Genomic DNA, 12166 nt, shown 5'->3' on the forward strand with positions numbered 1-12166 from the left:
GTCAGACCACCTCGAGGCGCGGGATCGGGAAGACCAGCCGGGTGCCCCACTCGCGCAGGTAGGCCAGCTGCTCGAGCAGCTCGGCGCGCAGGTTCCACGGCAGTACCAGGAGGTAGTCCGGCCGCTCGGCGGCGATCCGCTCGACGGGGTGGATCGGGATGCGCACCCCCGGGGTGAACCGACCGTGCTTGTACGGGTTGCGGTCCACCGTGTACGCGAGCAGGTCCGGGCGGATCCCGCAGTAGTTGAGCAACGTGTTTCCCTTGCCCGGCGCGCCGTAGCCGACCACCGTCTTACCGGCCGCCGAGGCGTCCAGCAGGAACCGCAGCAGGTCGGCCCGTACCTTCGCCACCGCCGGGGCGAACCCGCGGTGGCCCTCGAGGCTGCTCAGGCCGGCCGCCTGCTCCTCGGCGAGCAGGTCCGCGACCGCCGGCCCGGGTGGCCCGGCCCTCTCGACCGGCCGGGCCCACAGCCGGATCGAGCCACCGTGGGTGTCGAGGCGCTGCACATCCACCACGGCCAGGCCGCCGGCGGCCAGCGCCTGCCGCGCGGAATGCAGCGAGTAGTACTGGAAGTGCTCGTGGTAGATCGTGTCGAACTGGTTGCCGCCCACCAGGCTCAGCAGGTGCTGGACCTCGATCGACACCCAGCCGTCGTCCGCGACCAGCGCGCGCAGCCCCTCGGTGAACCCGATCAGGTCCGGGGTGTGTGCGTAGACGTTGTTGGCCACGACCAGGTCCGCCGGGCCGTGCTCGGCCCGGATCCGGGCGCCCACCTCCGGACTGAGGAAGTCGGTGCGGGTGGGCACCCCCCGCTCGACGGCTGCCAGCGCGACGTTGCGCGCCGGCTCGACCCCGAGACAGCGGAGACCCCGGCTCGCCACGTGCTGGAGCAGGTACCCGTCGTTGCTGGCCACCTCGACAACGAAGGACTCCGGCCCCAGGTCCAGCCGATCGATCGCCCCGACCACGAACCTCTCGGCATGCGCCACCCAGGACGAGGAGTAGGAGGAGAAGTACGCGTACTCCCGGAAGGTGTCCTCCGGGGTGATCAGCGGCGGCAGCTGGACCAGCAGGCAGCGCGCGCAGACCCTGGCGTGCAGGGGCAAGGTCTGCTCCGGGAGACCCAGCTGGTCGGCACCGAGGAACGACTCGCACGGCGGCGTCGCCCCGAGGTCCAGGAAGCTGTGCAGCCGGGTCGAGCCGCAGAGCCGGCAGCTCGCCGGGTCGGCGGCCAGCGAGGCGGGCCTCGACTCAGTAAGCGCCGTCACTGCGGACCACCGCCCGGATCGTCTTCCACAAGATCAGGCAGTCCAGGGCCAGCGTCCAGTTCTCCACGTAGCGAAGGTCCAGCCGTACCGCGTCCTCCCAGCTCAGGTCGCTGCGCCCGCTGATCTGCCACAAACCGGTCAGACCCGGCTTGACCAGGAGTTTGCGTCGGGCGTCGCGGGAGTAGGTCGCCACCTCGCTCGGCAGCGGTGGCCGGGGTCCGACCAACGACATGGACCCGGTCAGCACGTTGAACAACTGCGGGAGCTCGTCGAGGGAGTACTTGCGCAGCACGGCGCCCACCGGCGTGACCCGGGGATCGACCTTCAACTTGAACAGCGGTCCGTGTGCCTCGTTCACCGCGGCCAACCGAGTCTTGTGCTTCTCGGCGTCCACCACCATGGAGCGGAACTTCCACATCCGGAACTGACGCCCGCCCAGCCCGACCCGCACTTGCCGGAAGAACCCCGGGCCGCCGTCGGACCGCACCGACAGGTAGATCGCCAACAGCACCGGGGCGAGGATCAGCAGCAGCAGCCCGGCACCGATCTTGTCCATCACCACCTTGAGCACCCGGGGCGTTCCGGTGAACCGGGGCTCGGTCAGTCGCAGCAGTGGCAGTCCGTCCACCGGCGAGACGTGCAGCCGGGGCCCCTGGACCTCCATCAGCCCGGGATGCACGACCAGCTCGACGCCCTGTCCCTCCAGGTCCCAGGCCAGTTGGTGCAGCCGACGCGCGGACCAGCCGTCGGCCGGCGCCACCGCCACCACCCGGTAGTCCCCGCCCAGCACCATCGAGGCGGTCGCGTCAAGGTCACCGATCACCGGCACCCCCGCGACGTCCGCGCCCCCGTTCGGCCCGGCCCCGTCGGGCGTGCAGGCCGCGGTGACCTGCCAGCCGTGGTAGGCCGCGCGGCGGGTGCGGGCGATCAGGTCGCTGACCCATTCCGCACCGCCGACAGCGAGCACCTGGTGCACGCAGCGCCCACGCGCACGCTGTCGGTAGAGCGGCCGGCGCAGCAGGTACCGGGCGGCAGCCGCCAACGCGCCCATGCCGGGGATCACCCCGAACACCCACGGGCGCGTCGCGCTCACCTGGAACGCCAGCCCGACCAGCCCGACCAGCATCGAGGTACTCGCGGTGGACCTCAGCAACCGGCTGAACTCCTCGGAGCCGCGACCGAGGATGCCCGGCTCCCAGGCCCGGGTGGCAACCATGCAGGCCACGAAGCACAGCGCGGTGCCCGCCGCGATCAGTCCCGCGAGATGCGGTTCGGCGGCGGTGTTGCCGAAGCCGATCCCCGTGCCGACCGCCACCGCCACGAGCATCGTCAGCAGGTCGCCGCCGATCACCGCCCGGGCATACCGGGTCTCCCAGCGGGGTCTCGTCCCCCGCCCGACCCGGTAGGGCCTCTCCGGTGCCCTTCCGTTGCTTCCGTTGCTTCCGTTGCTGCTGACAAGCGCAGCTGAACTACCGTTTCGCATCCCGCCCCCCGACGGTTTAGTTGCATCGTCACCGATCTCGGCCACTCCGCTGACCCGGATCGACATCCCGCCGAAAGTCCGGGCCGCTACGATGAAGCCCGCGAATGGCGGCACCAGCAACGGCGATTTCTCGGGCTAGCTCCGGAGCCAAACCGCACCGTGAGGCTCTCCCTAACAGCATTCGGTATCCATTGAGCGACAGCGAGCGCACTCGCCATTCCTCTGTGTCCCCTGGCGCTGGACCCGCGGCTACCACCCGACGGTCGCCCGAGGCTGACCCGGTCGACCAGCCCCGTTAGCCCTTTCGGGGGTCCGTCACTCGACTGAGAGTAGCAATGGAGTCATCGGTCAATCAAGAATCAATCCGTCGGGCGACTGTAAGGTAGGACACTCAGGATTCCCGCCGTACGGAGAGTAGACATAGGTGGCAATTCAAAGAGCTTCCAGATAAGAATTAAATCTACTCACATTTTACGATGCGCTATTACCGCACCGCGTGATTCAATCACGATTAATCATCCGAGTCAGTCGAGGACCCCGGGGTATTTTCGCGCCGAGGGTGCCCGCGCTCGGCCTGCTGGTCCCGCCGGCGGATCACCGCGCCGAGAGCGAGGCCCACCAGGACGGCAAGTACCGACCACCCGACGACGACGAGCACCACGTAGATCCAGATCGGCACACGGCAGTATCGACCCGGTGGCCAGCACACCCGAGCGCGACCCCGTGGTCGGTCCGACGCGGGCTGGCCACCGGTGGTGGATGCGCTCCGGCGACCCGAGGGCGGCGCGCCCACGCACCCGTTCCGTAGTCCGTTGAGTCGGCCCCGAAGCACCCCCGTATCCTGCTGTCCGGTCCGACCCGTACAGCTCCGCGTTGTCTCCGATACTTGTGAGGCAGCGCTGGGACTACCGGGCGGGAGTTCAGGGTTGACGCCAGAAATGACGAAAAGCGAAGCGCCAGTGTCAGATCGAGGGGGCCGTCCCTACAGTGGGGACGGGCCTGACCGCGCTGCACAGTCGGCAGGATGGGTGGAGGACATACGGTGAAGGTCAGCGTTTTCGGTCTCGGCTACGTGGGCGTCGTGTCAGCGGCATGTCTCGCGGCACAAGGCCACGAGGTCGTCGGGGTGGACGTGAACCCGACGAAGGTCGACCTGGTGAACCGTGGCCAGTCCACCGTCGTCGAGGAACGCATCCGCGAGCTCACCCAGGAGGTCGTGGAGAAGGGCGCACTGCGCGCCACCACCGATGTGGCCGAGGCGATCGGCGACACCGATCTCTCGCTCATCTGCGTCGGGACCCCGTCCGCCCCCAACGGCAGCCTGTCCACGGTGTACCTCGAGCGGGTCGCCGAGGAGATCGGCGCCGCCATCGGTGCCAAGGAGAGCCGGCACACCGTGGTGTTCCGCAGCACGATGCTGCCCGGGACCTGCGAGCGGCTGCTGGTCCCCGCGCTGGAGAAGGCCTCGGGCAAGCAGGCCGGCGCGGACTTCGGGGTGGCGGTGAACCCCGAGTTCCTCCGGGAGAGCACCAGCGTCAAGGACTACTACGACCCGCCCAAGACCGTCGTCGGCGAGTTCGACGCGGCCAGCGGCGACCCGGTCGTGGAGCTGTACGCCGACCTGCCCGGCCCCGTGTTCCGGGTGCCGATCAAGGTCGCCGAGATGACCAAGTACGCGGACAACTCCTTCCACGGGCTCAAGATCGGCTTCGCCAACGAGATCGGTGCCATCTGCGCCGCGCTCGGGCTGGACTCGCACAAGGTGATGGACATCTTCCTCGCCGACCGCAAGCTCAACATCAGCCCGGCCTACCTGCGGCCCGGCTTCGCCTTCGGCGGGTCCTGCCTGCCGAAGGACCTGCGTGGCCTGGTGTACGCGGCCCGGCGCGCCGACGTCTCGGTGCCGATCCTCGAGCACGTGCTGACGTCCAACACCGAGCAGCTGCACCGCGCCTTCGAGGTCGTCGCGGCCACCGGGAAGCGCAAGATCGGCCTGCTCGGGCTGTCCTTCAAGCCCGGCACCGACGACCTGCGGGAGAGCCCGTTGGTCGAGCTCGCCGAGCGGCTCCTCGGCAAGGGTTACGACCTGCGCATCTACGACGCCAACGTCACCCTGTCCCGCCTCGTCGGCGCCAACCGGGAGTACATCGAGGAGCGCCTGCCGCACCTCAGCGACCTGCTCGGCGACTCCGTCGACGAGGTCATGGACCACGCCGAGGTGTGCATCGTCGGCTGCAAGGACGAGGCGGTGCTCACCGCACTCGAGTCGCCGGGCAACCGCACCGTCCTCGACCTGGTCCGGCTGCCCGATGCCGAACAGCGCCGCGGCACGCCCGGCTACGTCGGACTCGGCTGGTAGCCGCCACCGCAACCTGGGTTCGGATCAGGCCGTCGCCGCCCAACGGCGACGGCCTGGTCTGCCCGGCGGGGCCAGTGGATAGTTGTCGCGACAGCTAGTCGTAGCCCAGCGTGATGTTCTCGGCCAGGCGGAGTTCGTCGTCCTCAATGAACCGTCCAGCCTCGGGCCGGGTGACTGTCGCAGCCCCCGTGCCGCACGCCCTGATGTCCGCGGTGGCAACGGCTCCCGAGTCGGTCCGGATGGCTTCTCCCGCGCCGAGGTGGACCGACTCCAGCCACTTCCGATTCGCCATGAGGTCCTCCAGTCCGCTGCCACCGAGCACGCCGAGCTCAGTGCATGATGCCGGGCGGAGCGGCCCTGGCGACTCGCCAAAGGTAATGATTTCGCGGCCGACGGGGCTTACCTCTGCTGGTTCCCTTGGCGAATCAGTGCGACGGCCTCCAGCTGCGAGTTGACCTCCAGCTTAGTCAGGATCGCCCGGATCTGGGTCCGAACGGTGGTCATCGAGACCACGAACCGCTCGGCGATCGAGCCGGCCCGGTGTCCCTCGGCGAGCAGCTCGAGTACCTCTCGCTCGCGGTTGCTGAGCCGGTTCAGCCGTCGGGACAGCTCGACCTCCTGCGCGTGGTAGCGGCGGTGCAGCGCCAGCCAGTGCTGGTACTCGGCCTCGGTCATGATCGACTTGTTGTCCGCTACGGTCGCCACCGTGTTCGTCAGCCTGTCGAACGTACTCGACTTGGGCACCGAGCCGATGGCGCCGGCCGCGATCGCCGCCGCGACGCCGGGTTGGTCCACGCTGCCGCTCACGATCAGGACTTTCCAGCCGAGGCCGCGCAGGTCCTTGACCAGATCCGAACCGTGTACCCAGTTCCCGTCCGGGTCCCGCCCGAGATCGAGGTCCAGCACGACCAGGCCGGTCGGTCCGCCCGCCATCCCGGACAGGAATGCCGGAATCCGTGCGACAGGGATCTGATGCGCGTCGAAGTCCAAGCCGCGCAACGCCATGGTCAGCGAAGTGCTGAACAGCTCGTGGTCGTCGATGACCAAGACTGGATAACCGGCCGGCCAGCGTCGCGAGCTCGGAGATCCGTCGTGGTACCCCGACACGGTCATCACGACGAGAACACCGCCACTCGGTCGGTCCGTTGGACGCTCGGCACGGCCGGGATCTCGATCCGCACCGTGCACCCGGGCGCGTCCGGCCGGCCCGCGGCGATGTGAATGGTTCCGCCGTCGGCCTCGAGCAGGCGTTGGCAGATGTGCAGGCCCAAGCCGTGCCCGGGCGACGAAGCACCGCGGACACCCGGCTCGAAGACCCCCGCCTCTGAGCCCGTCGGAACGCCTGGTCCGAAGTCGGAGACCCGGATCAAGATTATCTCGGCGTGCCGGGTGGCCTGCACACGCACCGGACTGCCCGGCGCGTGCACGGCACAGTTGGTCAACACATTGGCGACCACCTGAGAAAGGGTCGTGGCGCGGCCGACCGCATCGAGCCGGAGATCCGTATCCAGCCGGATGTCCATCCCCACTGACCGGCGCAGCACGACCTGCTCATTGAGTACCGAGACCGCCGAGTACTCGCCCTGCTCGGTGTGCGAGTCATCCTCGGCCGTGCACAGCAAGGCATTCAGGCGGCTCAGCTCGGATGCCATCGCGGCGTGCAGCCCGTCGTCCCGACGGGTCACGAGCAGACCGGCGGCACCGGCCAGGCCGGCCAGGCCATTGCGCAGCTCGTGGCCTTGCTCGGCAGCTTTCCGCAGATCCTGGTTCGCCCGGAGCAGTTCCTCCTGCTGATGCGCGCGTTTCTGGTCGAATGTCACCAGCGCGTGGAGCGCGAGCTGGCTCAGACCCAGCGCGACCAACAGCAACCCGAACAAGCGGACCACTGACGAAGTGAGCCCCAGCGGCACAAATGACGGCCCCAGCTGCGCTTGATCCAGGTGCGCGAGCGCGATCGCCGCGAAGCCGAGGCCGATCCAGGGGCGATAACGGCAGTCGGTTATCCAGCCCGTCGTGGCGACGGCCAGTCCGACGATCGCTCCGACGGTAGCGGTGGTGATCCGCAACCATGACTGACCGGAGATTGCCAGACTCTCCGCGGGAAAGAGTGCACCGAGCAGCGCCAGGACCCCGACGGCCACGAGTCCCACCCCGAACACCGATTTACACCGCCACCGGTGATAAACACTGGCCGGCCGGATGGACACGAACAACGTCGCGGTCATCGCGAGGCCCGCGACGAGCCGCACATTTCCGAGGGCGGCCTCGCTGCCCTCGACAGTCGCCCCGATCGTGGTGGCCGGTACCCCGGCCACGCTGTACAGCGCCAATCCCAACGCCATCCAGGTCCCGCGCCGATCGCCGGTCAGGCGCCCGATCGCGGCTCCGAGCACGGCGCCCATCCCGCCCGCCGCCATCGATGCCAACGCGAGCACAATGGTGATCTCACGTATCGGCAGCGCGGCCAACACCGCGTGCCAGCTGAAGATGAGCGCCAGCAACGCCAGTGGAACCCCAACTATCAACACATCGCGCAGACCCCGCGCGCAAGGCACAGAACAACCCAGGATCAGTCGCATCAGCGACCCCCGTGTCCCCTCGTGCGTGAGGTCGCCCCGACAACTCACTCACGCGTTCCGCTCGCATCCCCGCCAGCAGTAACGTGTTCCACCCGAACGAGTGGTTTTGCCGCCCCGAGGCTACGAGTGTCCTGAGATGCTCACAAGGTTGCTACGAATTAAGTATGTGTAACGCACCCCGTATGGCGTAGTTCCTGCAACGGGGGGACGGTGATTGGTTACACATCGTAGTGCGCAACCGGTCAGGCGGCCGCCGCCAACCAGGGTTCCCAGGTGGGGTGCGGCTCGACGGTGAGCAGCAGGACACCACCGTGCCCTCGCCTGGGCGGCCCCGGCATCACCCGAAGTGACCAACCCAGCTCGGCGAGCATTCGGTCCGCCTTGCGCGAGTTGCACGCTCGGCAGGCCGCCACGCAGTTGTCCCAGGAGTGCACGCCGCCCCGGCTACGCGGCACCACATGATCGATGGTGTCCGCCCTCTTGCCGCAGTACGCGCACGTACGGCTGTCCCGGCGCAGCACACCGGCTCTTGTCATCGGCACCGTCGGCCGGTAGGGCACCCGCACGTACCGGGACAGCCGCATGACCGACGGCGCGGTGATCGTGAGACTTTCCGAGCGGAAGGCCCCGCCCTCCAGGGCGGCCTGCACCAACTCTGCCTTGCCGCTGAGCATCAGCAGCACGGCGCGTTTCGCGGTGACGACCGCGAGCGGCTCAAATGTCGCATTGAGCAACAGCACCCGGGACGTCACCTCGCCACCCCCTACCGGCCAGCGCCGACGGGCGCTTGAAACCGGGGTGCCGCCTCGCGGGACGGGGCGGCACCGAAGGGCTCGGGTTGTCGTTCCGGCACGTGACCACCTCCGCGAAGGCTGCTCGCGCATAGTCGACCACACTCAGGCGTCAAACGCACCTGTGAACCTCGTCGTGTCGCGCCGGCGGCTCAGTTCTGCTAACAGCGACCGTGCGGGGTCGGTGCAGGGTCGATGACGGCGGCGGCTCCGGGGAGACCACCGGTACCGTGGGGGCGCGGGCTGCCCCGCCCCTACTCAACGACCCCACCGAGTGGCCGGAGCCAGCCATGAGCAATCCCCAGCAGTTCTTCGCCGAGGTCGGCGGGGCGGACACCTTCCACAAACTGGTGGCCCGCTTCTACACCGAGGTCGCCGACGACCCCGTACTCCGCCCCATCTACCCGGAGGAGGACCTGGGGCCGGCCGAGGTGCGGTTGCGGATGTTTCTCGAGCAGTACTGGGGCGGACCGCGCACCTACTCCGAGCAGCGCGGTCATCCCCGGCTGCGGATGCGGCACGCGCCGTTCCGGATCGGCCCGATCGAGCGGGACGCCTGGTTGCGCTGCATGCGGGTCGCGGTCGACGACGCCGGCCTGGACGAGCCGCACCGGGCGATGCTGTGGCAGTACCTGGAGATGGCCGCCAACAGTATGGTGAACAGCAGCTTCTAACAGGTCGGGGCCCCCAATACCCCGATGCTGCGTTCAGAGCAAACGATTCCGACCGTTCGGAGGTAAGGGAGTCGCGCGGTCGGGCGTATCAACGGTTTTCTTGGCAGGATGAGCAGCCGTGCAACCCAGCCAGAGCGCGGACCGTGCGGCCGACCGGCCGTGGTGGTCCGACGCGATTTGTTACCAGGTGTACATCCGCTCGTTCGCCGACTCCAACGCGGACGGGGTCGGCGACCTGGACGGGGTGCGCAGCCGGCTGGGCTACCTCGAACTGCTCGGCGTGGACGCCCTGTGGATCACGCCCTGTTACCGGTCCCCGATGGCCGACCACGGCTACGACGTGGCCGACCCACGCGACATCGACCCGCTGTTCGGTGACCTCGCCGCCTTCGACGCGCTGGTCGCCGCCAGCCACGAGCACGGTATCCGGTTGATCATTGACCTGGTCCCGAACCACACCTCGGACCAGCACGAGTGGTTCCAGTCCGCGCTGACCTCGGCGCCGGGCAGCCCGGAGCGGGACCGCTACCTGTTCCGCTACGGGCAGGGCGACGACGGTGCTACCCCACCGAACAACTGGCCGAGTCAGTTCGGCGGACCGGCCTGGACCCGGGTCACCGAGCCGCACGGCCAGCCAGGGCAGTGGTACCTGCACCTGTTCGCGCCCGAGCAGCCCGACCTGAACTGGTCCAACCCCGACGTGGAGCTCGACCTGGAGAAGACACTGCGGTTCTGGCTGGACCGCGGCGTGGACGGGTTCCGGATCGACGTGGCACACGGGATGGCCAAGCCGCACGGGCTCCCGAACGCCCCGCCGGATGCCTTCGGGCTGATCGACGAGGGGTCCAAGCCGGACGTCCGGTTCGACAACGACGGGGTCCACGAAGTGCACCGCAGGGTGCGCTCGGTGCTCGACGACTACCCGGACCGGGTGCTGGTCGGCGAGATCTGGGTGTCCGACGACGAGCGGTTCGGCCGCTACCTGCGCCCCGACGAGCTACATCTCGGTTTCAACTTCCGGCTCACCACCGCGAAGTTCGAGGCGGGCGAGATCCGGGCCGCGATCGAGCACTCGCTGAGCGCCGTCGCCGCGGTGGGCGCGCCGCCCACCTGGACGCTGTCCAACCACGACGTGACCCGCCCGGTGACCCGCTTCGGCGGTGGTGAGCTCGGGCTGCGCCGGGCCAGGGCGCTGGCGCTCGTCGAGCTGGGGCTGCCCGGGACGATCTTCGTCTACAACGGCGAGGAGCTCGGCCTGCCCAGCGTCGAGCTGCCCGACGAAGCACTGCAGGATCCGGTCTGGGAGCGCTCCGGGCACACCAGGCGGGGCCGCGACGCGCACCGGGTGCCGGTGCCCTGGGAGGGCGAGGCGCCGGGCTACGGTTTCACCGACGGGGAGTCGACCTGGCTGCCGATTCCCGAGGACTGGCACGGGCTCACCGTCGAGACCCAGCTGGAGGACGCCAACTCCACGCTGTCGCTGTACCGGCAGGCGCTGGAGCTCCGACGCGGCCATCCGGGCTTCGCCGGCGACGAGCTGGAGTGGTACGGCGCGCCGGAGGGCTGTTTCGCCTACCGCCGTCCGGGCACCACGCTGGTCTGCGCGCTGAACACCTCGTCCGTGCCGGTCCCGCTGCCGCCCGGGGACCCGGTGCTGTCCAGCGCACCGCTCACCGAGGACGGCCAGCTGCCGCCGGACACCGCCGTCTGGCTGGCCTGAGCCCCAGCGCGCTCAGAACACCAGCGGGAGCAGCGCTCGGCGGCGGCGCACCACCGCACCGTCCCGGGTGTCCAGGCGCACCCAACCGGCGTCCTCGGTGGCCGACACCCGGACCGGGTCGGCCGCCGCGCCGGCGCCCAGGTAACCCATCCCGGACAGCGCGAACAGGCAGCGCAGCGGGATCGCCGCCCGGATGCCGTTGCCCTCGGCGGTGTGCACGGTCCGGTCCAGCAGGTCGCCGGGCGGGACACCGCCGGGGCCGCCGTGCCCGTGCCCGGTGTCCTGCGCACGGGCAAGCGCGATGCCCTCGTCGGCCAGCGCGGTGAGCTCGGCGACCGGCAGCTCCGCGACGACCCGCCAGCCACCCGGCGGCGGCAGCTCGGCCCGCCAGCGGTCGTCCGCCCTGCTGCCCGGATCCACCTGCGCGTGGCGTACCACGGCGAGCGCGGCGAGCAGGTCGCCGGCGGCCACGGTCAGGTCGGCCGGCTGGAGCCCGCCGCGCACCGCCCGGGTCGCCAGCACCTCGAACGGCGTACTGGCCCAGGCCACCACCTGCTCACCGTCGGCGCGCAGCCGCACCACCGCGGCGGCGTCCAGCTGCACCACCCGCGCGACGAACGCGGCCAGGTCGTCCCGCCGCCCGCTGTCCGGGATGTCCAGCACCGCCGCGGTGTCCCCCGCCGGGCCCCGCTCCACGGACGCGCTCATTCCGGCCCGTGCGGGCGGAGGGCCGCGGCGGCCCGTCGGGCACCCATCGAGCGGTCCACCGAGCCGGCCGCCGTGTCGCTCCCGGGCTCGGCCGCCGAGCCGTCCGCCGCGCGGTCCCCGGGTGCCGAGGGCTCGGTTTCTCCGGGGCCGGGACCGTCCGCCCACCGAGCCAGGAAGAGCCGCTCCGCATCGGTCAGTCGGCGGGGCCGCCCGGCGCCCAGGTCGTAGGGCACCATCTGGGTGCGCGCGGTGGCCGCCACCGGGTCGCTCTCGGCCGGCCCGGTGCGCAGCTCGTAGTGGATCAGGAACGAGGCCGCGCGCACCTGGTCGGTCCACATACTCACCCGCACCGACTGGCCCTGGTACGGGATCTGCACCTTGTAGTCGACCTGCAGGCTGGCCACCAGCAGGCCGTCCGACCAATCGCCCACGCCGTCGTCGGCCGCCCGGTGGAACACCAGCTCCACCCGGGCCTCCTCCAGCAGCGTCACCGTGCGCGCGTGGTTGACGTGGCGATAGGCGTCCAGGTCGGCCCAGCGCAGCGGTATCTCGACGTGGAAGCGGCTCACCGCGCCGCTCCCG

The 12166-nt window shown here is 69.9% G+C and carries 11 protein-coding genes; 3 read left to right on the plus strand and 8 right to left on the minus strand.

Features of this window, described 5'->3' with window-relative positions; translation table 11 throughout:
* Position 1 precedes the first annotated feature (1 nt).
* A complete protein-coding gene (locus ACTXG6_RS43245) occupies positions 2–1270 on the minus strand; it encodes a class I SAM-dependent methyltransferase (RefSeq protein WP_445185086.1) in 1269 nt (422 codons plus the stop codon).
* Positions 1254–2621 carry a sugar transferase gene (locus tag ACTXG6_RS43250; protein WP_445185087.1) on the minus strand — a complete coding sequence of 456 codons (1368 nt, stop codon included), beginning with the start codon at positions 2619–2621 and terminating at the stop codon, positions 1254–1256. Before ACTXG6_RS43250 ends, ACTXG6_RS43245 begins: the two co-directional genes overlap by 17 nt.
* Before the next feature lie 1174 nt (positions 2622–3795).
* On the opposite strand from ACTXG6_RS43250, the gene ACTXG6_RS43255 reads away from it, so the two are divergent.
* Complete coding sequence (locus ACTXG6_RS43255) at positions 3796–5112, plus strand: nucleotide sugar dehydrogenase (RefSeq protein WP_445185088.1); 1317 nt, start codon at positions 3796–3798, stop codon at positions 5110–5112.
* 94 nt (positions 5113–5206) lie between these two features.
* On the opposite strand, the gene ACTXG6_RS43260 is transcribed toward ACTXG6_RS43255, so the two are convergent.
* The 4 genes from ACTXG6_RS43260 to ACTXG6_RS43275 all read right to left on the minus strand — a co-directional run bounded on the left by ACTXG6_RS43260 (position 5207) and on the right by ACTXG6_RS43275 (position 8443).
* The gene (locus tag ACTXG6_RS43260; RefSeq protein WP_445185089.1) at positions 5207–5434 is read right to left on the minus strand and encodes a hypothetical protein; all 228 of its coding nucleotides are present in this window, start codon (positions 5432–5434) and stop codon (positions 5207–5209) included.
* A 77-nt stretch (positions 5435–5511) separates the two neighbouring features.
* The gene (locus ACTXG6_RS43265) at positions 5512–6159 is read right to left on the minus strand and encodes a LuxR C-terminal-related transcriptional regulator (protein WP_445185090.1); all 648 of its coding nucleotides are present in this window, start codon (positions 6157–6159) and stop codon (positions 5512–5514) included.
* Between the two features lie 65 nt (positions 6160–6224).
* The gene (locus ACTXG6_RS43270; protein WP_445185091.1) at positions 6225–7613 is read right to left on the minus strand and encodes a sensor histidine kinase; all 1389 of its coding nucleotides are present in this window, start codon (positions 7611–7613) and stop codon (positions 6225–6227) included.
* Positions 7614–7933: 320 nt separating this feature from the next.
* Positions 7934–8443: an HNH endonuclease gene (locus ACTXG6_RS43275; protein ID WP_445185092.1), complete on the minus strand. Its 510-nt coding sequence runs from the start codon at positions 8441–8443 to the stop codon at positions 7934–7936.
* Positions 8444–8772: 329 nt separating this feature from the next.
* Here ACTXG6_RS43275 and ACTXG6_RS43280 point away from each other — a divergent pair, with 329 nt between their 5' ends.
* A complete protein-coding gene (locus ACTXG6_RS43280; RefSeq protein WP_445185093.1) occupies positions 8773–9156 on the plus strand; it encodes a globin in 384 nt (127 codons plus the stop codon).
* A 118-nt stretch (positions 9157–9274) separates the two neighbouring features.
* The gene (locus tag ACTXG6_RS43285) at positions 9275–10876 is read left to right on the plus strand and encodes a glycoside hydrolase family 13 protein (RefSeq protein WP_445185094.1); all 1602 of its coding nucleotides are present in this window, start codon (positions 9275–9277) and stop codon (positions 10874–10876) included.
* A gap of 12 nt (positions 10877–10888) precedes the next feature.
* Here the strand turns inward: ACTXG6_RS43285 and ACTXG6_RS43290 are convergent, their stop codons facing one another.
* The gene (locus ACTXG6_RS43290; protein WP_445185095.1) at positions 10889–11584 is read right to left on the minus strand and encodes a hypothetical protein; all 696 of its coding nucleotides are present in this window, start codon (positions 11582–11584) and stop codon (positions 10889–10891) included.
* Positions 11581–12153, minus strand: coding sequence for an acyl-CoA thioesterase (locus ACTXG6_RS43295; RefSeq protein ID WP_445185096.1), 573 nt, complete (start codon positions 12151–12153; stop codon positions 11581–11583). Before ACTXG6_RS43295 ends, ACTXG6_RS43290 begins: the two co-directional genes overlap by 4 nt.
* Positions 12154–12166 lie beyond the last annotated feature (13 nt).

It is taken from the genome of Pseudonocardia sp. Cha107L01, from assembly GCF_052566575.1.

Bases quoted from the DNA above. Each gene is read 5' to 3' on its own strand.
- ACTXG6_RS43280 (WP_445185093.1), top strand. From the start codon at position 8,773: ATGAGCAATCCCCAGCAGTTCTTCGCCGAGGTCGGCGGGGCGGACACC.
- ACTXG6_RS43290 (WP_445185095.1), bottom strand. From the start codon at position 11,584: ATGAGCGCGTCCGTGGAGCGGGGCCCGGCGGGGGACACCGCGGCGGTG.